This is a genomic window from Pontibacter sp. CAU 1760 (assembly GCF_054482735.1).
In genome coordinates this window covers 16,671-38,804 of sequence record NZ_JBTLRL010000006.1, presented here as the reverse complement: position 1 = coordinate 38,804, position 22,134 = coordinate 16,671, and the positions used below count along the sequence as shown (strand labels likewise).

Annotated in this window: 15 protein-coding genes; 13 read left to right on the top strand and 2 right to left on the bottom strand. The window is 51.5% G+C overall.

The window, feature by feature from the left end; all coding sequences use genetic code 11:
* Positions 1–400: 400 nt before the first annotated feature.
* Complete coding sequence (locus ACXYMU_RS10065) at positions 401–871, bottom strand: DoxX family protein (RefSeq protein WP_458986256.1); 471 nt, start codon at positions 869–871, stop codon at positions 401–403.
* Positions 872–1,056: 185 nt separating this feature from the next.
* On the opposite strand from ACXYMU_RS10065, the gene ACXYMU_RS10060 reads away from it, so the two are divergent.
* The 12 genes from ACXYMU_RS10060 to ACXYMU_RS10005 all read left to right on the top strand — a co-directional run bounded on the left by ACXYMU_RS10060 (position 1,057) and on the right by ACXYMU_RS10005 (position 17,482).
* Positions 1,057–1,629: a TetR/AcrR family transcriptional regulator gene (locus tag ACXYMU_RS10060; protein ID WP_458986255.1), complete on the top strand. Its 573-nt coding sequence runs from the start codon at positions 1,057–1,059 to the stop codon at positions 1,627–1,629.
* 182 nt (positions 1,630–1,811) lie between these two features.
* Positions 1,812–3,119 (top strand): TolC family protein, encoded by a 1,308-nt coding sequence (locus ACXYMU_RS10055; RefSeq protein WP_458986254.1) that lies wholly within the window; start codon positions 1,812–1,814, stop codon positions 3,117–3,119.
* A 16-nt stretch (positions 3,120–3,135) separates the two neighbouring features.
* Complete coding sequence (locus tag ACXYMU_RS10050; RefSeq protein WP_458986253.1) at positions 3,136–4,281, top strand: efflux RND transporter periplasmic adaptor subunit; 1,146 nt, start codon at positions 3,136–3,138, stop codon at positions 4,279–4,281.
* A 36-nt stretch (positions 4,282–4,317) separates the two neighbouring features.
* Positions 4,318–7,524, top strand: coding sequence for an efflux RND transporter permease subunit (locus ACXYMU_RS10045; protein WP_458986252.1), 3,207 nt, complete (start codon positions 4,318–4,320; stop codon positions 7,522–7,524).
* A 251-nt stretch (positions 7,525–7,775) separates the two neighbouring features.
* A complete protein-coding gene (locus tag ACXYMU_RS10040) occupies positions 7,776–8,249 on the top strand; it encodes a hypothetical protein (RefSeq protein ID WP_458986251.1) in 474 nt (157 codons plus the stop codon).
* Positions 8,250–8,850: 601 nt separating this feature from the next.
* Positions 8,851–9,210: a hypothetical protein gene (locus ACXYMU_RS10035; RefSeq protein ID WP_458986250.1), complete on the top strand. Its 360-nt coding sequence runs from the start codon at positions 8,851–8,853 to the stop codon at positions 9,208–9,210.
* Positions 9,211–9,325: 115 nt separating this feature from the next.
* Positions 9,326–9,979 (top strand): DedA family protein, encoded by a 654-nt coding sequence (locus ACXYMU_RS10030; protein WP_458986249.1) that lies wholly within the window; start codon positions 9,326–9,328, stop codon positions 9,977–9,979.
* A gap of 71 nt (positions 9,980–10,050) precedes the next feature.
* Complete coding sequence (locus tag ACXYMU_RS10025; RefSeq protein WP_458986248.1) at positions 10,051–11,988, top strand: KUP/HAK/KT family potassium transporter; 1,938 nt, start codon at positions 10,051–10,053, stop codon at positions 11,986–11,988.
* 13 nt (positions 11,989–12,001) lie between these two features.
* A complete protein-coding gene (locus ACXYMU_RS10020) occupies positions 12,002–13,081 on the top strand; it encodes a lysylphosphatidylglycerol synthase transmembrane domain-containing protein (RefSeq protein ID WP_458986247.1) in 1,080 nt (359 codons plus the stop codon).
* A gap of 36 nt (positions 13,082–13,117) precedes the next feature.
* Positions 13,118–14,866 carry an amino acid permease gene (locus ACXYMU_RS10015; RefSeq protein WP_458986246.1) on the top strand — a complete coding sequence of 583 codons (1,749 nt, stop codon included), beginning with the start codon at positions 13,118–13,120 and terminating at the stop codon, positions 14,864–14,866.
* A 510-nt stretch (positions 14,867–15,376) separates the two neighbouring features.
* Positions 15,377–16,864, top strand: a complete 1,488-nt coding sequence (locus ACXYMU_RS10010) for an amino acid permease (protein WP_458986245.1) — start codon at positions 15,377–15,379, stop codon at positions 16,862–16,864.
* A 126-nt stretch (positions 16,865–16,990) separates the two neighbouring features.
* Positions 16,991–17,482: a hypothetical protein gene (locus ACXYMU_RS10005; protein ID WP_458986244.1), complete on the top strand. Its 492-nt coding sequence runs from the start codon at positions 16,991–16,993 to the stop codon at positions 17,480–17,482.
* Positions 17,483–17,835: 353 nt separating this feature from the next.
* Here the strand turns inward: ACXYMU_RS10005 and ACXYMU_RS10000 are convergent, their stop codons facing one another.
* Entirely contained in the window at positions 17,836–18,747 is a 912-nt protein-coding gene (locus ACXYMU_RS10000) for a bestrophin family protein (RefSeq protein WP_458986243.1), read from the bottom strand.
* A 312-nt stretch (positions 18,748–19,059) separates the two neighbouring features.
* Here ACXYMU_RS10000 and ACXYMU_RS09995 point away from each other — a divergent pair, with 312 nt between their 5' ends.
* On the top strand, positions 19,060–21,732 hold the full coding sequence (locus ACXYMU_RS09995) for a cation-translocating P-type ATPase (RefSeq protein WP_458986242.1): 2,673 nt from the start codon (positions 19,060–19,062) through the stop codon (positions 21,730–21,732).
* The last annotated feature ends 402 nt before the right edge of the window (positions 21,733–22,134 follow it).

Here is a 22,134-nt window from a genome sequence, read left to right as displayed (position 1 = left end):
AGCTATAAATGGAGGCTGCCGGATAACCTACTTTTGCAGTTCAATTACTTGCATATCTTCCGTTACAGCGGGCTGTCTTTGCTAGCAATGGGAAACTGGCGCTTCAGAAGCTCCATGAAGACCGAGGTAAGAAGGAATGCTGCGTTCAGTAGTCCTTTTGGCTGTAGTTGCGGGTGGCCTGGCCGTCGCTTTCTATTTGAAACACATTGAGGCTCTTAAACTTTAGCTCGGAGTTGACCCTGAAACCGGACGCACTACTTTGTTTTCCAGCTACCAAAATTAAGGGATTCAAGTATACAAAGCGAGAACAGGGCTTAGCGTTTTAAAAGCTCATTCATCAAACACGGCCTGTTACAACCATTATTTTGGAATGTCTACATTTCAGGAAAGCAGGTATGGATTATCCCCTTTCGATTTTTGGTTTCTGTGGCTGCTTTTGCCGCAGCACTTTGTTATCGATGGAGTAGCGGCCAGGGCCTTTGATCATGAAAAACACCAGTAGGCCTGTTACCAGCAAAGACAGAACCAGTTCTGTGTTGCCTGCATTGATCCCGCGCTGCGGGTTCACAACAAGCAGGGCGCCAACTAGGATTGGAATCTGGCAGAGCAGCGCCAGGCGTGTCAGCATGCCGAAAGCAATCATTAAGCCGCCGACGATATGCACCATACTGGTCAGGAAATGCGCTTTACCGGCAGAAATAACATCCTGGCTTGAACTGAAGACATAAAACACTTCCGTGGTGTGCTCCAGGAATAAAAGGCCTTTAAGGAAAAGAAAAAGCCCGAGAACGATTCTCAAACCGTCCATCCAGACGGGATTGTTGGCACTGTTTATACGATGGGGGTGGCGGATTTCCTGTGACAGTGCCATGGCGTGGGAAGGTTTTATGAAACAAAAGCGCTATATCTATATTTACGGTTTGTCGCCTCTAAATGGTTGTATCAGGGATCAAAACCGGCGTTCGGGCAGAAAATCAGAGAAGTCATTCCCATTCTAAGGTACATTGACTAGTTTTGCAAACCGAATGAATATTCAATTTGGAGATAAGTGGATGAATGGAAAATATCGCAGATAAGAAGAAAGCTATTTTTGAGAGCACCATGGAGTTGGTCAGGGAAAAAGGCTTTCATGGCACCCCTATGAGCATGGTGGCGAAGCATGCCGGGGTGGCTGCCGGCACTATTTACCATTACTTCGAAAGCAAGGATCAACTGATCTGTGAATTGTTCAGCTATGCAAAGCAGCAGGTGATGGCGGTAGTGGAAAAAGAGGCATGCCAGGTAAAGCCCTTCAAAGCGTGCTTCTTTAACCTTTGGTTCGGACTCTATGCGTTTTACCTGGATAACCCGAATGTGCTGAAGTTCTTTGAGCAATTCGTCAACTCCCCTTACAGCACAAAGCTCCCTGCTTTGGAGCAGGATAAGTTTTATTTGTTGCTGTTCGAGTTTTATGAACGCGGCATTACAGAAGGGCATCTCAAGCAGACAAGTTCTAAGATCCTGGGCACAATGGCATTCAGCAGTGTGATTTCCGCCGCCAAGTTGGCCGTTGCCCAAAGGCTTGTGCTCAAACCAAATGAATTGAAGCAGCTCCCCCAGATACTGTGGGATGGCATGAAGTTAAGCTAATTCACCTGCAAAACCTTATGTGCCTGATGGAAGCATGAAGGCTTTCTCGCTAAAAAAGAATTGTATGAGCACAAGGACCCCAAAGCAGGTTACCGGAACCTGGCAGTCTGCGTTCAAAAACCATCAGCAAATCGACGTATTTCATCAGTGGATATATTATGTATTATAGGAAAATTAAAATAGTGCTTGCAGGCCTCCTGCTGTTGCCAGCAACACTGTTTGCCCAGACCAAAGCAACGGTTCAGGATACGGCTAGCTTTACGTTGGAGCAGTGCCTGAACTTTGCGCTGGAGAACAGGGCTGCTGTAGCGCAGGCACTGCTAGACGAGAGAATCGGGGAGCGCGAAATCAGGGCGAACCTGGCTGGCTGGTACCCGCAGGTCTCCGCCCGCTACGGCGGCACCCACAACATAAAGCTGCAGCAACAGCCTTTCGGGGATCAGATTGTGACGCTGGGGCAGCGGTATACCTCCAACCTGGCTTTGGAGGGAACACAGACCTTGTTCAGCAGCAGTCTGTTGCTGGCGTCCAAGGCGGCACGCTTCAGAAGGCAACAACTCGATCTGCAGACCGAGGATGCGCGCATTAACACCATTGTGAGTGTAAGCAAGGCTTTTTACGATGTGCTGCTGACGCAGGAGCAACTCCGGATATTGGAACTGAACCTGGTCCGGCAGGAAAAACAATACGCCGACGCCCGCAGCAGGTATGAGGTAGGGCTGGTGGACAAAACAGATTACCAGCGTGCTGCCATTACCCTGGCAAACATCCGAAGCGACAGAAAGCGCGCTGCGGAAGGGATCAAGGCGCGCACCGCCTACCTGAAGCAGCTCATGGGCTACCCGATTGAGGAGGAACTGGAGCTCGTCTATGAGTACAGCCAAATGGAGCAGGCGGTGCTGGTGGATACCTCGCAGGTGATGACTTTCGAAGACAGAGTGGAAGTGCAGCAGCTCCAAACGCAACGGCAGCTGTTGTCGCTGAATACGGCCTTCAACAAGTGGAGCTTTCTTCCGACCTTATCGGCTTTTGGCAACTACAACCTGCTGTACTTTAACAACGAACTCGCCAACCTCTACAACCAGTCATACCCCACCTCGGCGGTTGGGCTGCAGGTGGCAGTACCTATTTTTCAGGGAACCAGCAGGTTCCAGAACCTCAGAATTGCCAAACTACAGGAAGAGCGCCTAGAAGTTGAGATAGAGGAAACTCGCCGTGTGATCAATACGGAATTGCAGACGGCACTGGCAAATTACAAAGCCGACTATACCGAGTGGCGCACGGTGCAAAGCAACCTGGAGATGGCCGAGGAAGTGTATGAGATCATCAAGCTACAGTATGACGAAGGTGTGAAGGCCTATGTGGACCTGCTGGTCGCAGAAACAGAACTGCGCACCACACAGCTCAACTATTACAACGCGCTTTACAATGTGCTTTCCAGCAAACTCGAGCTTCAGAGAGCTTTCGGTACGATCGACATCACCAGATAAACAGAACACACGCAACATGAAAAATAAATACAATTGGCTGCTCGCAGCCATTCTCAGCCCCACTGTACTTGTATCCTGTGGCGGTGATGAGGCAGGCCAGCAGCAAATGAACCCTGCCGACATGGCTGCCCCGGTTACTACTTTAAAGGTAAGCCGGGAGAGTGTGACAGGAACCGACACGTATCCCGGGGCAGTAGTGGCGCTGCAGGAAGTGGAGCTGCGCCCGCAGGTATCGGGCTACATCACCAACATATATGTACAAGACGGGCAACGCGTAACAAAAGGGCAGCGCCTCTACGAGATAGACCAGAACAGATACCAGGCGGGCATACAGCAGGCACAAGCAAACCTGCAAAGCGTTAAGGCCAACCTGGCCAGAGCAGAAAAAGACCTGGACCGTTACGAAAGGCTGGCAGAACGCGATGCCATTGCCAGGCAGCAGGTAGACTATGCCCGTACCGAGGTACAGACTGCCAGAGCACAGGTGTCTGCTGCCGAGGCGCAGGTACGGAGTGCTTCTACGGACCTGGATTACTCCGTAGTGAATGCGCCTTTCAGCGGTACCATCGGTATCTCCCAGGTACGGGTGGGGGCTCAGGTGTCGCCGGGACAGCCGTTACTGAACACCATATCCTCTGTGGATCCGATAGCCGTTGATTTTGTGATAAATGAGCAGGAAATCGCCCGCTTCAGCAGCATGAAGCAAGGCAACCAACCGGACTCGCTCTTCACCATCCGCCTGAACAACGGGCAGGTATACCCACACACAGGTAAGCTATTGGTTATTGACCGGGCCATTGGCCGCCAGTCGGGTACTACTACCGTAAGGGTGCAGTTTCCGAATCCGAACGGAGTGCTGATACCAGGTATGACGGTGAGTATGAACGTGCTGAACCAGGATATCGGAAAGCAGGTCGTGATACCATACAAAGCTGTGACAGAGCAATTGGGCGAGTACTACGTGTATGTGGTGCAGGGCGACTCCGTGGTGCAGCAGAATGTGGAGCTGGGCACACGCGTGAGCGGCAGCATCGTGGTGCGTGAAGGCCTCAAGGAAGGGCAGCAGATCGTGACAGAAGGCATACAGCGCTTGCGCCAGGGAGCCAAGATACAGGTGGATGCTCCGCAGAGTGGCCAGCCACAGGCAGGCGCTGGCAGATAATCCGTTTCCTCTTCAAAAAAGACCTTACAGAACAACATGATATCAGACGTATTTATTAGAAGGCCTGTAACCGCCATGGTGATCTCGATTGTGATCGTGCTGGTGGGGATACTGGCTATGATGAACCTGCCTGTTACGCAGTACCCGGACATATCGCCACCCACCGTTTCGGTATCGGCGATCTATACCGGGGCAGATGCCCAGACAGTAGAGCAGACGGTGGCCACGCCCGTGGAAACACAGATAAACGGCACGCCGGGCATGGCCTATATCACCTCCACCAATACCAGCACGGGGCAGATGAACATGACCGTGACCTTTGAGATTGGCACCGACATTGATATTGCCACCCTGGATGTGCAGAACCGGGCGAGTATCGCGGAGCCGAGCCTACCTGAGGAAGTGCGCAGACTGGGTGTAACGGTGCGTAAACGCAACCCGAGCATCATGATGGTGGTGGGTATCTTCTCACCGGAGAAAACACATACCATCGAGTTCCTGGATAACTACACCAACATCTTTGTGCGGGATGCCTTGCTTCGTGTGCCCGGTGTGGGCGACATTAATGCCCTGGGGCAGGACTTTAGCATGCGAATCTGGCTGAAGCCGGATAAACTGGCGCAGTATGGCATCAGTGCCAACCAGATCACAGGCGCTATACAGGAGCAGAACCTGCAGGTGGCCGCAGGTACCGTGGGCGCCAAACCCCAGTACGACACGCAGGCTTTCCAATACCCTATCACGGTTCGCGGACGCCTGCAAACGCAGGATGAATTTGAGAATATTGTGGTGCGTACCAATCCGGAGGACGGAAGCCTGGTATACCTGAAAGACGTGGCCCGCATTGAGTTTGGCCGCTTCGACTACGGGCGCTCAGCCACCATTAACGGCAACCCTTCTGCCATCCTGTTAATGTACCAGGCACCGGGAAGTAACGCCCTGGAAACAGCGGAGGGTGTCTATGCCGCCCTGGATGAACTGAAGGCTTCTTTCCCTGCCGACGTGGATTATGTGGTTTCATTCGAAACCGTGTCGGTGGTGCAGGTGTCTATCAACGAAGTGGTGAAAACACTGATTGAGGCGCTTATACTGGTTATCATAGTCGTGTTCCTGTTCCTGCAGAGCTGGCGCGCCACGCTGGTGCCGATATTGGCAATTCCGGTTTCCATCATCGGTACGTTCATCTTCTTCCTGCCGCTGGGCTTTACCATTAACACCCTCACCTTGTTTGGCTTCGTGCTGGCCATTGGTATTGTAGTGGATGATGCCATTGTGGTGGTGGAAGCAGTGCAGCATTACATCGACCACGAGGGACTATCGGCAAAGGCTGCCACCCGCAAGGCCATGAAAGACATCACGGCACCGGTTATTGCCATTGCCCTTATCCTGGCGGCGGTGTTTATACCCGTGGGCTTTATACCGGGTATCGTCGGCCGCTTGTACCAGCAGTTTGCCATCACCATCGCGATCTCGGTGCTTATCTCTGCCTTTGTGGCCTTAACGCTGACGCCGGCCCTTTGCTCGCTCATGCTGAAGCCCATGAAGGTGGACAAGAACTCCAGGGGCATCAACAAGTTATTCTACAAGTTCAACAACTGGTTTGCCCGTACCACGGGATCATACGCTGTGGGGGTGCGCAAGAGTATAAAGACCGCGCCGCTTGTGCTCATCCTGCTGGTGTGCGTGTATGTGGGCACAACCGGTCTGTTTGCTACCAAGCCAACCGGTTTCATTCCGACGGAGGATGAGGGCAGGCTCTTTGTTTCGATAGAGTTACCAGAAGGCTCCTCGGCCACCAGAACTGAAGCCCTGCTGGCTGATATCGGAAAGATTATGGCTGATATACCTGCCATCCGAAACTACACCGCTATTGGTGGCCTCAACGCCATTAACTTCTCCTTTAAGTCGAACAGCGGCACCATGTTCGTGCAGCTTCAGCCCTGGGCGCAGCGCGAAAACGAGGAGGAACAGCTACAGGGCGTGATAAATACCCTGAACCAGCGGTTTACGGCGCTAAAAGAAGCCAACATCAGGGTAGTTGCCCCTCCGGCCATACCTGGTCTGGGGCAATCCGGCGGATTCAGCTTTATGCTGGAGCAGCGAGCCGGAGGAGGTGACCTGAAGGAGTTTGAGGCGGTACTGGGGCAGTTCGTCGGGGCTGTGAACCAACGGCCTGAAATCGCGATGGCTTATACCTTTTTTAACACCCGTACGCCGGGCTACCAGGTAGAGGTGGACCGGGCAAAGGCGAAGCAGCTGGGGGTGAACATAGCAGATGTATATGCTACGATGTCCTCGCTGATGGGTAGCCGCTACATCAATGATTTCACACGCTATGGCCGTAACTTCCGGGTAGTTGCCCAGGCCGACACCGCTTACCGGATGGATATTTCGGATCTGAACCAGTACTACGTGCTGAACAGGCTGGGTGAATCGGTGCCATTGGGTGCGCTGGTAACAAATGAGGTCGTAGAGAATCCTGCCGTAATTTCCCACTACAACCTGTTCCGCTCTGCCGAGGTGTTGGGCAATGCAGCCCCAGGCTATAGTAGCGGGCAGGCACTGCAGGCACTGCAGGAAGTGGCGGCAGAGGTACTGCCGGCAGGGTATGGCTACGACTTCTCCGGCCTGAGCCGCGAAGAACTGGCAGCGGGAGACAGTACTGTTTACATTTTCTCTTTGTCTATCATACTGGTGTTGCTCTTGCTGGCGGCCCTGTACGAAAGCTGGTCGGTACCTTTCTCTATCCTGTTTGCCATTCCGCTGGGTATGTTCGGTGCTATTCTGGCGCTCACCCTGCTGCCAAAGCTGGATAACAACGTGTACGCGCAGATTGGCATGATCACGCTGATAGGTCTGGCCGCAAAGAACGCCATCCTGATCGTGGAATTTGCCAAAGAACGCGTGCACCAGGGTATGGAGTTGGTCGAAGCGACCATTGAAGCGGTGAAGCTGCGTCTGCGGCCAATCATCATGACCTCGATGGCCTTTATCCTGGGTGTGGTTCCGCTGGCCCTGTCTTCTGGTGCTGGTGCTGTGTCGCGCCAGACCATTGGCTGGGTGGTCATTGGTGGTATGCTCGCGGCTACCTTCCTGGCTATCTTTGTGGTGCCGGTGCTTTATGTCGTCATCACCAGGGTAGCTTACGGTAAGAGCGGCCTCGAAGCCCTCAGAAGAGAGAACAACTACAGGCAAGGCGAAGACGAAGGGGGTGACCTTGCCTACGTCAATCCTCATGCTTAGCCTCATGAGTTGATCAAAAAGCCCTGGCCAGCATTGGTCGGGGCTGCTTGTTTTATAGCGATTCCTCCAGATAAGCGTCATACTTAAAAGGGCCTTGTTTCAACCAGGTGTCGCTGCACAGGCGTATTTGCCAAATATATTTATACCCGTTGCTCGCACACCATAAGCTGCACATCCTCCCAGAGCTGTTTTGTTGCCTTAGCTGGGAAAGATCGTACAACTGAGCAATTTTCATATTCAAGAAACAAACATTGAACAGGAAGACCAAAAATCAGATACAGGCCCTGGCGCTCTACCAGATCATCGGCGGCCTCTTAGGTATAATACTCACTGGTTGGGTGCTGATGAGGGGTGAACTTGCCGTGGACCAGCCTGCCCTGCGCATCAGCTTGTTTGCTGGCGCCCTCTATGTATTCTCCATCCTTTGCGGACGCATGCTGTTCCGTAATCCGGAAAAAGGCCTTAAACTTTCCCTTTTAAACCAAGTGCTGCAGGTCGTGTACTTCTCATTTGGTTCCTACGGCTTTCAGTATGTGGCAGGCATACGCGTAGGAGTGGGTGCAGATATGGTAGATGGCTGGATCGTAAAGTTCAGGCTCGCGCTCTCCTCCTTCCATATAAACCTGGGCACAGACCTGGGCCAGAAATTTATAGGCGTAAACCTTGTAGCGCTTTTGTTGATTTTCTATATCGAGCAAATTTTGGAGAAAGTAAAGGGCGGTTGAGCGCCGTTCGTTTCATCGCTTTAGTAGCTTGCAATATGCTTGACCGGTTGGTAGAGAGATGCTGTAGAGCTGGTGGCCAGTAGTTTTGAACAACGCCAGGCCGTTACAGCGCTTCATCAGGAAAGGGGGCTGCACCCTTATGATGCGACCTTGCGAACTCGTGTGCATGTAGTTAACCCAAAGGTAGAGCTCTCCCTGTAGGTTCAAGGCCATCTGTTTAGTCACCTTGGCACCCATTATGGTACACCCGGTTACGCCCTGCGTATCATGACTGCTGGATTGCGAACCAGTAACCGCAACCCTTGGCTGTTAAACCTCCGTCTTGCTGCCAGCCCTGACATACTTAAGCTATTCTCCGCAGAAATTCACGCCTGTCTGATTACTTTACACCTTCTCTGACCACCGTGCTGTGGCAGCAAGGGCAATTTAACCGGGTCACTCGCTCTTAAGTGCCAGTCGCCACTCTTGCTGCCATTATTGTTCGGCTATCTAAGAAACCAGCCCATCAAAACAAAGGTGATATTGTAACCACACTATATAAAAACAAAATATATTACCCCTCCTATTGTTTTAGTCCTGCCAACCTCATTCCTTTGCTTCCGTGAAAACAATAGGTATACAGATCATTCAGAAGTTGAACATACTGCTCGCAATCCTGCTGTGCAGCGTGCTGGTTTCTGCTATACCTGTCACTGCACGAGCTGCGCAAAGCCCGAACGTAACGCAGCATGATGCCATAGACCTTACTTTAGAGAACCAACTGGTTCTATTCGCAGGCGAGGTATCCTCGGGGGTGCCGGAAGCTGTGCTGCAACTGGATAAGTCACTCCTGGCACCCGTTCTGCACGTCTTACTGCAACGGCTCTACCCACAAGGACAGCGCTCCGTACCAGCACCACACTCCTACCCCGCCTCCAAAGGCGACTGTGGCCTCCATACGGTTCTTACCAAAGGCCCTTAGTAACATTTCTCTTCTGCCCTTCTCAATCCTTGAGGAGCCAAATTTCCTGTGCCCGTGCGCATAGGAAACCCTGCTTGTGGTTTCTTTATTTTCCTGCCCTTTTTGAGTTTACGACATGGAGTTATTCTCTTACCTCCTCGATTTTGTCCTGCACATCGATCAGCACCTGATCGTGTTGCTGCAAACGTACCAGACCTGGATCTACCTGATCCTTTTTATGATCATTTTCTGTGAGACTGGGCTGGTGGTCACGCCATTTCTACCGGGGGACTCTCTTCTTTTTGCGCTGGGAGCGCTGGCAGCCATACCGTCATCAGGTTTAAACATGCTATTACTGCTAGGGCTGCTTTGCGTGGCAGCCATCCTGGGCGACTCCTTCAACTACCTGACGGGGGCAAAATTAGGATCAAAAGTATACCACAAAAACTACTGGTTCCTGCGGCAGAGCCACTTACAGCAGGCTGAGCAATTTTATGCCCGCTATGGTGGCCGCACCATCATTTACGCCCGCTTTATACCTATTGTCCGCAGCTTCGCGCCCTTTGTGGCAGGCATGGCCAAAATGAACTACAGGCGCTTCATCTATTTCAATGTAGCAGGGGCACTGCTGTGGGTAGTCTTCTTTATCATGATCGGCTACCTGTTCGGAAACCTGCCTGGCGTGAAGCAGAATTTCTCGCTTCTGATATTAGGGATCATGATCGTTTCGATACTTCCGCCTGTCCTCTCATTCGTGAGGCAACAGCTTAAGTTGCGCAGCCAACTCTAAACCATTGAGACAAACTAAAGCTTCCGTAATGCTGCACTGTAGCAGCGACTTTTTTCATAACGATCAATTAGATGAGTCTTCAATCTAAAGGCAACGCGGTTTCTACGGCAGGGGTGCTCATATCGCTGGGTATAATTTACGGCGACATTGGCACGTCTCCCCTGTATGTGATGAAAGCCATCATCGGGAAGGCTACCATCTCGGAGGCGCTGGTATATGGCGGCATTTCCTGCGTTTTCTGGACGCTGACCCTCCAAACCACGCTGAAATACGTGCTTCTTACCTTGCAGGCAGACAACAATGGCGAGGGAGGCATCTTTTCCTTATACACGCTGATCAGGCGCAAAGCAAGTTGGTTGATTGTTCCTGCTATGGTTGGGGGAGCGGCGCTGTTGGCGGATGGTATCATCACCCCGCCGATATCTGTCTCCTCTGCCATAGAAGGTTTGAGAATCCTGTACCCTGGCATCCCAACCGTACCGATTGTGCTGGCGATACTCACCGGCCTATTCCTGATGCAGAGTTTTGGAACCGAGATCGTAGGGAAGGCTTTCGGCCCGATCATGCTGGTATGGTTCACGATGCTGGCCTCGCTGGGAGCCATTTCGATGCTGCACCACCCTGAGATTTTACGGGCCCTGAACCCCTATTACGCTTACAACCTGCTGGTAAACTACCCGAACGGATTCTGGCTACTAGGGGCTGTGTTCTTGTGTACCACGGGTGCCGAGGCGCTTTATTCTGACCTGGGCCACTGCGGCCGCCCCAATATACGCCTGAGCTGGACCTTCGTAAAAACAAGCTTGTTGCTGAATTACCTGGGCCAGGGTGCCTACCTCATGACGCAGGAGGGGAAACTGCTGACCGGAAATCCTTTCTATGACCTTATGCCCGGCTGGTTTCTGCTCTTTGGCATCACCATAGCCACCATCGCAGCCATTATCGCGAGCCAAGCGCTGGTATCGGGGTCATTTACACTCATCAGTGAAGCGATACGCCTTAACCTCTGGCCAAAGGTAAAGCTAGTGTACCCGACTAACTTAAAGGGGCAGCTCTACGTGCCCAGCGTTAACTGGCTCTTGTGGCTGGGTTGCGTAGGCGTGGTGCTCTATTTCCGTGAGTCTGAGCGCATGGAGGCGGCTTACGGTTTAGCCATCACGATGGCGATGCTTTCCACCACCATGCTCATGTCCTACTACCTCTACACCAGGTTTAAGTCTAAGGTACTGGTGTCCCTTTTTCTAGGTATCTATCTGGCAATTGAGTTGGCTTTCCTGGCGGCGAACCTGAGCAAGTTCCCCCACGGCGGCTGGGTGTCGCTACTTATCGGGGGGCTCCTGCTGACAGTTATGTACATCTGGATCAACGCTTACCACATCAAGCGAAGTTTTACAGAATACGTGCACCTGGCTGATTACCTTCCTTCCCTGAACGAGCTGAGCGCAGACGAGAGCATCCCTAAGTACACCACGCACCTTGTGTTTATGACAAGCGCGGCCAACCCCAGGGAGCTTGAAACGAAAATTATCTACTCTATTTTTCAAAAGCGGCCCAAGCGGGCAGACATCTACTGGTTTATACATGTAGAGACGACCGACGAGCCTTATACAACCGAGTACAAGGTACGCCACCTGGCCAAGGACGATGTCATCCGCATAGACTTTAAACTTGGGTTTCGGGTGGAGCAGCGCATAAACCTTTTCTTCCGCAAGGTGGTGGAGGAACTGGTGGAAAACGGCGAGGTTGACATCACCAGCCGTTACCACTCCCTGAGCAAACAGCAGCTGATTGGAGACTTCAGGTTTGTGGTACTGGAAAAATTCCTCTCCTACGAAAACGATCTTCCTTTTAGCAAAAGGCTAATCATGGAGTGGTATTTTACCCTAAAACAGTTTGCCACATCCGAAAGTAAGTGGTTTGGCCTGGATAGCAGCTCGGTAAAAGTAGAGAAAGTGCCATTAGTGATTATGCCGGCAAAACTGCCGCAGCTAAAAAGGGTAATGGCTTGAAGAGGCAAGTAAGATGACCCTGACAAAAGAAAGCCTTCTGGCAACCTTCTCGCCCCGCAAGCTCATTCTGCCCATACTGCTTGGCCTTTGCATGGCAGGGTATATGCTACGCCAAAGCCAAGAGCAAGTGCAGTTACAAACCCTGCTGCAGGCCAGTTTTTTCTGGCTGGGCATGGCCATCCTGCTGCTACTGGTGCGCGACTACGGTTACATGTACCGTATCCGTTACATCACCGGCAAGGACCTGAGCTGGAAACAGAGCTTTCAGGTGATTATGCTGTGGGAGTTTGCGTCCTGTGCCCTGCCATCCGTGGTGGGAGGCTCTACCATAGCAGCCTATATTCTGTACAAGGAAGGGGTAGCGCTGGGCAAATCCATTGCGCAGGTGATGGTGACCACCCTGCTTGACAACCTGTATTTTGTGCTGGCAGTGCCTGCGGTGCTGCTGGTTACAAAAAAGCAGTTATTGCCCGAGCTGGAGGTGCTAAACGATACCGTCAGGTATAGCTTAAGCATCGCGTTCATGGCGTCCTACCTGCTGATTGCCCTCTACGCGTTTGCGATGTTCTATGCCCTTTTCATCAACCCGAGCGCTGTAAGGCGCTTTCTGATCCAGCTTGGTCAATTCAGGCTATTCCGCCGGTGGAGGCAGGCGCTTATTCGCCATTCAAGTGAACTGCTGGTCGCTTCCAATCACATGCGCACCAAAAGCATGGCCTATTGGCTGCACGCTGGCGTGTCCACCGCTTTTGTCTGGACAGCCCGCTACGCCATTATCGGTTGCTTTATAGCGGCCTTTACAGAACTGAGCATGGCTTCCCATTTTGTCGTGTTCTCCCGCAACCTGGTCTATAAGATCGTACTGCTCGTGTCGGTAACACCCGGCGGAGCAGGGTTTGCCGAGATAGCTTTCCCTGCGTTTTTCGGCGCATTCTTAGGCGGGTTTACCACGATCATTGTGCTGCTCTACCGCCTGCTGACCTACTACCTTTACTTAGTGGCAGGAGCCTTAATCTTTCCCCGCTGGGTGGCCAGGGTATACCCGAAAGAGGTTGTTACCCAAGCGCCTGCCCATGCCTTAAACCAAGTCTAACACCAATAACACAGATGGCTGTAGGTCAGCCGCGACATGAGTAATTTCCTTCAAAACATTACACGCCGAAAAAGCGCCACGGCACTACTGGCAGACTATAGTCAGGACGGCAGCACGCATGGCACCGATCTGGTGCGAACGCTTCAACTAAAAGACCTGGTGTCCTTTGGCATCGCTGCCATTATTGGGGCGGGCATCTTCAGTACCATCGGAAATGCCAGTGCAGCCGGAGGGCCAGGTGTGTCACTGCTGTTTGTTTTCACGGCTGTCGCCTGTGGCTTCTCTGCGCTGTGCTATGCACAGTTTGCCTCCACCATACCCGTTTCGGGGAGCGCTTATACCTATGCCTATGCCTCTTTCGGAGAATTGATTGCCTGGGTTATCGGCTGGGACCTGCTGATGGAGTATGCCATCGGCAACATTGCCGTGGCGATCTCCTGGTCAGACTACTTTACGGCAGTGCTGCGCGGCGTGGGAATAGACATACCAGAGTACCTGACCATGGATTTCCTTAGCGCTTCCCGAGGCTACCAAGCTGCGCTGGAACTGCTGGCACAGGGGCAGACACTTGCCACCCTATCCGGAAACACCCGGGAGGCATACCTGGCGTGGTTGAACGCACCCTCGATGGGAAGTATCAAACTGGTGGCTGATGTCCCAGCCCTGGGCATTACAGTACTGATCACTTACCTGGTATACGTCGGCATTAAGGAATCCAAGCGCACGGCTAACTTTTTGGTATTACTGAAGCTCCTCGTGATTTTGCTGGTGATTACCGTGGGAGCCTTCTATGTGAATACCGATAACTGGACACCTTTTGCGCCCAACGGGCTGGCTGGCATCATGAAAGGCGTGTCAGCGGTATTCTTTGCCTACATAGGGTTTGATGCCATCTCCACCACTGCCGAAGAATGTGAGAACCCACAGCGCGACCTGCCCCGCGCGATGATTTTTGCCCTGGTAATCTGCACTGTGCTTTATGTGGTGCTGGCTCTGATCCTCACCGGAATGGTACCCTTCAATGAACTGGCTGTAGGTGACCCGTTGGCGTATGTGTTCACTAGATTGAACTTGGATGCAGTGGCTGGTATAGTAGCCGTGAGCGCCATCGTGGCCATGGCGAGCGTGCTGCTGGTGTTCCAGTACGGCCAGCCGCGTATCTGGATGTCCATGAGCCGCGACGGCCTTCTGCCAGGCGCCTTCTCCCGCATTCACCCCAAACACAAAACGCCCTACTTCGCTACGATTGTAACAGGAGTTGTCGTAGCTGTGCCGGCCCTCTTCATGAACCTCACAGAGGTGACGGATCTGACGAGCATCGGAACCCTGTTTGCTTTCGTGCTAGTCTGCGGTGGAATCTTATTGCTGGAAGAGAAACAGAAAGCAGCTAGCACAACGCACACAGGTTTCCGGGTGCCTTACATAAATGGTAAGTATATACTGCCGCTCCTGATTGTGACAGTTTTGGTACTTCTGTTTCGGTACAACGCAACAGAGTTGGCTGCCTTTGTTAGCATGAGCGGCGGCTGGGAAAGCTTCCAGCACAAGATTCCGCTGATCGGGTTTATAGGCGTCACGGCGGTGCTCACAATTTTAACCCATAGGCATTGTCTGTCGCTTATCCCGGTACTTGGGCTCCTCACCAACCTGTACTTGATGACAGAGTTGGGGATCACCAATTGGAGCCGCTTTCTGGCTTGGTTGGCCATCGGGCTGGTCGTCTATTTCGCCTATGGCTACCGGAACAGCAAGCTGCATAACAGGCCAGCAGCGCTCGAAGTATAAACCGCACTTCTCTTGGAAAACCGGCATAACATATCCATCCCGTTCATCCTGCTTTTGTGGGTTGGAATGTTATGCCTTGCAACTTGCCTCAAGGCCGAGCAGCTTCACCTGCCTGCTAACAGTTACTCACGGGGTATAACGGCCGAAAGCCTTACTTCTGAAGATCTGACTTTACCTGTAGTCACTTCAGAGCCTACTGCAGCACTGCGTATCACACACCCTGTAGACCCGGTGCTCCCGGGGCTGTTCTACCTGTACTCCATACATACGCGTCAACTCACGCAGCTTGACTCAAAGCTTCCCCATATCGTTGTTCGGTTTACTACCCTTACAGAACAGTTCCGGATACTGCCTAACGCCCCTTAGCCACTCCCTCCTTCTCGTCGAGATTTGTACGCTACAGCCACATGCATGTGGGTATAAGCCTATCCATGAATAATTATGGAACAGTCTTACGCATGCGCTGCAGCACCAACTCCATAAACATTCTTCATACTTTAAATCACATTGATGACTAAGAATATTTTTGCGACGAAGTCCGTCGATAAACTTATCAGAGAATCCGAAAGCGGGGACCGTGGCCTGAAACGCACGCTCACCGCCTCTAACCTGACCATGCTAGGCGTAGGCGCCATCATCGGGGCTGGTATTTTTGTACTTACCGGTACGGCAGCAGCTAACGCAGCCGGCCCTGCTATTGTCATTTCCTTCCTGATTGCAGGCCTTGGCTGCCTCTTCGCCGGCCTCTGCTATGCTGAATTTGCGTCTATGATCCCGATTGCGGGCAGCGCCTACACCTATGGCTATGCTACACTAGGGGAGTTTATTGCGTGGATTATCGGCTGGGACTTGATTTTAGAGTATCTATTTGGGGCGGCGACGGTAGCCGTGGGATGGAGCGGCAACTTTGTAAGCCTGCTTCGGTCGTTGGGAATAGATGTTCCAACGGCCATAGCCTCTGCCCCGCTTGCCTATACCGGCGGTTCTTTTGAACTGACTGGCGCCATTGTCAATCTGCCGGCGATCGTTCTGATACTTATCATGACGGCGCTCCTGGTCGTCGGCATCCAGGAGTCGGCCAGGTTCAATAACATCATAGTGGTTGTGAAGGTAGCCATTGTGCTACTGGTCATAGGCTTCGGGTTTCAGTACGTTAACACTGCTAACTGGGAGCCTTTTATACCCGGTAAGGAGATTCTGACGGACGGCAGCAGCCGATATGGCTGGCAGGGTGTAGTGGCAGGGGCCGCCATTGTGTTCTTCTCATACATCGGCTTCGATGCGGTAAGCACCGCCGCGCAGGAGGCCAAGAACCCTCAACGCGACATGCCCATCAGCATGCTGGCTTCATTAGGTACCTGCACCCTGCTGTATGTTCTGATGTCGCTGGTCCTCACGGGGCTGGTGCCTTATCAGACGCTGAATGTACCTGATCCCGTGTTAGTGGCCTTACAGGCTGCAGGCCCAGGGTTGAAATGGCTTTACTTCCTGACGGGTATTGGCGCAGTGGCCGGGCTGGCTTCTGTGGTGTTGGTAATGCTGATGGCCCAGCCACGCATATTCTACGCCATGAGCCGCGATGGCCTGCTGCCTGCTGTTTTCGGCAGCGTACACCCCAGGTTCAATACTCCCCATGTCACAACTATACTAACCGGGCTGGTGGCAGCCGTCGTGGCAGGTATCTTCCCGATCGGTTTGTTAGGTGAACTGGTAAGCATTGGCACGCTGCTGGCTTTCGTGATTGTTTGTGCCGGTATCATCATCCTGCGCCGAACCAATCCTACTATTCACCGCCCTTTTAAAACCCCTTTTGTGCCCCTCGTCCCGATCCTGGGCATATTAATCTGCGGCTATATGATGGTAAATCTCGGTTTCGACACCTGGCTGCGCCTGATCGTGTGGATGGTTATTGGCGTGGCGATATATTTCCTCTATGGCCGCCAACACAGTAAACTTCAGCAGAAGGAAGTAACCAAAACAGCTAAACTGGTCAGCTGAAACCCCATACTTAACCTTGTTTCTGGTTGCCATCGCTAACGCAGCGCCGCCACTTTACAAGCAATTATTTTATCCCAATACAACTTCAAGCGAAATAACATCTTTCCAAAAATTAAAAGAATAAGTATGAATTTAGAATCACTTTTATGGAGTTTTTGCGCTGTGCTGGTAATGGCTGCGCTGTTCCTTTATTTTCAGAGAAAGCAAAGGATAAGTGACAATAACACCAAACTCTACTTAGACAATTTAGCTCAATCGCAGGGTTTAACGTTCTCGCGTTTTGAGTTCTGGGGCTCAGGGTACGTTATCGGAATGGATACCGCTAAAGGCATTCTGTGCTATTCCAATAATATCACAGCACCAGTCGAGTGTACGCGCATTAACTTAGCTGATGTAGCGAGTTGCACTGTTATCAACAACCACAGAGATGTTAACAGCAACAGGATAATCGATCAGATCAAACTGGGCTTTACATTCCGAGATGCGCACCCTCACAGCAGCCTGCTTTTCTACGACAGAGAAGCTAGTCTGCATTTTGAAAACGAGCTTATAACAGCTGAAAAGTGGAAAAGCATTATATGCGCTTATATCGGTTTAGATCAGTTAGTCGGTAAGTGATGATTTAAAACCCGCCGTTGTTAACGGCGGGTTTTATCTGTTGCTGCACTATAATAACCTTAGCTCCCCTACCCATGGACATCGTATATCTTCTAACTTTTCTTTTGTTTCTTACCCTCCTAACATTATATTTCAGGTATACAGACAGGAAGGGGAAAAAGCAATAAGTCTCTTACCAACGACAGGCTCATAATCCGACGGGTACAAGTTAACCCAAGGCCGCTGTAGAAGACAGTACCTGCCATGGCGCTGATTTTGAAACCGCCCGCATACCTACTGCCTGTGGGTTGGGAACAGCATGTAGGGTTGCTGATGCCTGATATAGGATATAGGGTCGCTTACCCTGCCTTATTCTACATGATGTAGAACTTCTGCGGCGCTAAGGGCTTTGGCACCCCGTGTTCTTGCAGTACCTGTTTTATATTCACCTCGATAGTTCTGGCGATAGCCGTGACAGGGGTATCGGTTGGTTTGTTGCGGAAGGGGTCCTGCATGTGCTTGGCCGTCCGCTCAATCAGAAAAAAGGTAGAGGCAATTAGCGTCAGCACAGGAATCTCGTAGAATCCAATAGTCTCCACAAGCGCAAGGGAAAGAATCAGCAGGAAGAGGTAGATAAAAAAGTGCAAAAACATTCCATAAGTGACCGGGAATACGGTGTTATTGATGCGCTCCGCCTTGCCCATGGATTCACACAGCCGCACAACGGTGTTATCAAGCTGCACTTGTTGAAAGGAATTGACAGCCTCCTTTTGATGCAGTTCCCTTAAGTCAGTCATGTGCAACATTAAGAGGGCATAAGGCTTGTTATTTTGTGTGCTGATAAACGACAGGTCCTCCTCTCTGAGCAGTTCCTGCTGCTTTTCCGCGATCGGCTCTAATTCCCTCAACGACTGCCCCAAGCAATAACACCAGGCAATCTGACGGTATGCCATTCGCTTGACAGTAAGATCTGCCTCATCCCCTAGCGAACTGGTATTGACAAACGCCTTTAGCTGCAGCACCAGTGAGCGTGAGTCGTTGACGATCGCCCCCCACACCTTCCGGGCCTCCCACCATCGGTCGTACGACTGGTTTAGCTTAAAAGCCAACAGTAGCGATATGGAGATACCCAGGATAGTCGGAAGCTGAAACGGTATTTGCGGCAGATGCTCTGAGAAAAAGTACTTCAGCAAATGAAAGACTATTGAGAAGAGCAATACCCTGAACACATCGTTTTTGATCTTAGCAAAAATATAACGGAGGGGAATTTTCTTTTCTATCAGCATAAAACTAAGTTCTTTATGAGTCCTGCTATATCCATTGCATTGTACTCAATTTTCCTTTGCCCTGTTTCTTGCAGCCAACGTGTAGGCAATGTATGGCATGCAGAAGGCTGATTACCCCCAAGCAGGCTCTTCGAGGTGAAACATTTAGGTTCAGGCTGCACCAATGAAGTGTATTCGGTACTGCGAACATTCCTTCTCACTTTAAAACCATTCTCATGCTTTCCGGGTAATTCAGAAACGCATATTTCTATTTATCAACCCTATAGAGCACTACAAGGCGTGACAAATAATTCTGAAACAAATGGTTTTCAAATGAGCAACTGGCACACGGTACCCCGGCAGAAAGTCCTGGCCGACTACAACACAACACCTGAAGGCCTTCAGGAAGATGAGGCAGCGGCGCGTCTGAAGGAGCACGGCCCCAACAGGCTGGAGGAAAAAAGTCGAAAAAGCGCCTTCAAAATGCTGCTGCAGCAGTTCACCGAAACCATGGTGGTCATTCTGATCGTTGCCGCACTGCTTTCCCTCTTCCTCGGAAAGACGACAGAGGCCGTTGCAATCTTGATCATTGTGCTCCTCTTTGGCTTTCTCGGCTTTATACAGGAGTACCGCGCTGACCGGGCCATGGCTGCCCTTAACAGGATGGTGGTTCCCAAGGTCAGGGTCAGGAGAGGAGGTAAAATAAGGGAGATCGCTGCCACAGATCTCGTGCCGGGGGACATTGTAGAGCTTGAGGCCGGAAACGTTATCCCTGCTGATCTGCGGGTTATGGAGGCACACAACCTGAAAATACAGGAGGCTGCGCTGACAGGCGAGTCAGAATCCATCGAAAAGGTGACAGCCCCCATCACACAAGACGATGCCCCGCTAGGCGACAGAAAAAACATGGCCTACATGGGCACGGTGGTCACATACGGAAGAGGTGTGGGTATAACGGTCTCAACCGGGATGCAAACCGAACTGGGAAAAATCGCCAACATGATTGGCAATGTAGAGACGGGGAAAACCCCGCTTCAGCAAAAGCTTGACCGCCTCGGGAAAATGCTGGCGCTATTCGGGGCCGCTGCCGCTGCCTTGATATTCGCAGTAGGTGTGCTATCTGGTGAAACAGTCGCGGACATGTTCTTAACAGCCGTGAGTGTGGCTGTGGCAGTGGTTCCAGAGGGTTTACCTGCCGTGGTTACCATTACCCTTGCTCTGGGGGGGCAGAGGATGCTGAAGCGAAACGCGCTGATTAGAAAGCTCCCGGCAGTGGAGACGTTGGGCGCTGTCACGGTGATCTGCTCGGATAAAACCGGAACCCTTACAGAAAACAAAATGACCGTCACGGTGATCGACCTGCCCGCGCAGGTCATCCAGGTACCCTCTTCCGCTCCACTGCATGTGGACGATGCTACAGCCAGAAGCCTGGATTTTGCGCTTGCCGTTTCGGTGCTGTGCAACGACGCAACCTACGAGAGAGAGCCGGATGCGGATACTGAACAAGTTATCGGTGACCCAACGGAGACATCTCTTCTGATCGCTGGCGCTAAAAGAGGCATTAGCAAAGAGCACCTTTACGAGGTGCTTCCGAGAGTAAGCGAAATCCCGTTTGATAGTACCAGGAAAAGGATGTCTACCATCCACCAGGTTACCGGGGAATTGCCCGGCTACTATCACACGGTTCAGGATGCTTCTTTTCTCCTCTGCTGCAAGGGAGCGCCTGATGCACTGCTTAGTGTTTCTAAATATGTGTGGGAGAATGGGGAGAATGTGCTACTTGACTCAAACTGGAAGGACCGAATACTTGAGGCAAACGCTAAGCTAGCGAAGAACGGGATGCGAGTGCTTGGACTGGCCTTTCGTACGTTGTCTGATCCCAAGAGCGATGCAGACGCCGAGCAAGACCTTATTTTTATAGGCCTTGCAGGTATCATCGACCCTCCGCGTCAGGAAGTAAAGGCCGCGGTGGAACAGTGCCGGCATGCGGGGATCAGGCCTGTTATGATAACCGGCGATCATCCCTTAACGGCCGCAGCGATTGGGAGGGAGTTGCATTTTTCAGACCAGGCAGATGCCGTAACCGGGGAAAGATTACAATCGGCTAGTGAGGAGGAGCTTTTGGGCTTAGTGGGTAAAACCTCGGTTTACGCGCGCGTTTCTCCTGAAGACAAACTTCGAATCATCAACGCGCTTCAACAAAAGGGAGAAGTGGTGGCCATGACCGGCGACGGAGTCAACGATGCCCCGGCCCTCCGGAAGGCAGACATCGGGGTAGCGATGGGCATAACCGGCACAGACGTGGCCAAAGAGGCGGCCGACATGGTATTGCTGGATGATAATTTCAAGACCATTGTTGCGGCCGTGGAGGAAGGCAGAGTTATATTCGACAACCTTCTCCGATTTATCAGGTTCTCGCTTGCAGGCAACATCGGTAAGGTGCTGATCATGCTCATCGCGCCCCTGCTTGGCATGGTGATAGCACTGCAGCCCCTGCAACTGCTATGGCTGAACCTGCTCACAGATGGCTTGCTGGGGCTGGGTCTTGGAACAGAACCTGCTGAAGAAGATACTATGAGAAGGCCGCCGAGAGATCCGCAGAAAGGTGCACTGGAGAAAAAAGACTATTACCAAATGGGGATAGTGGGAGCAACGATTGCGGCGGTTTCGCTTGGGCTTGCTGCTTATTATTATACCCCCTCGGAACCTGAGGATCTTACCTGGCAGACCATGATCTTTGCAACCGTAGGATTTGCCCAGGTTTTCCAGGCCCTTGCCTTACGCTCTTCGAGTCATTCCCCTTTCGCCGTATTCACGAACCCCCTGATGGTGATCGTGACGGTTTCGGCGCTGCTGCTGCAACTGGTTGTCATTTATCTGCCTGGACTAAAGGGCTTCTTTAAGCTCGTGCCTTTATCAGCAATAGACTTGTTAGTTTCAATTGCTGCAGGAAGCCTAGTGTTTTTTGTAGTGAAAATCGATAGAAGGCTCATGAAAAGGTTATAAATGATTGAACCGACAAAAAGCAAACTGCTTACCAGCAACGGGGTATTCCGAAAACAGTATACAGCAAAGTGACACGATAGTGCTTAAGTCGCCGTTCAAACAATTTTAGCTACACCAGACGGCATAAATGAGCAGGCTGCAATAAGGCGACACAAACATCTACGTGTGGGCTGGTGTATAACAAATGAGAGCCAATAAAGTATGCGTGTATCATAAATACTGCACATTAGAGAAAAAACACGCTCTACAAGACTGTAAAGTGGGTTTTTGTACGTTTTCTGTGATCCCGTTGTGAGTCATTACTAGCGATATAATATACTAGCTATCAATTAGTTATTGTTTTAGAGTAACACAAAACGTTACTCTAATTTTTCTGTTTTCTGCTATAGGCAGCACTGAAGA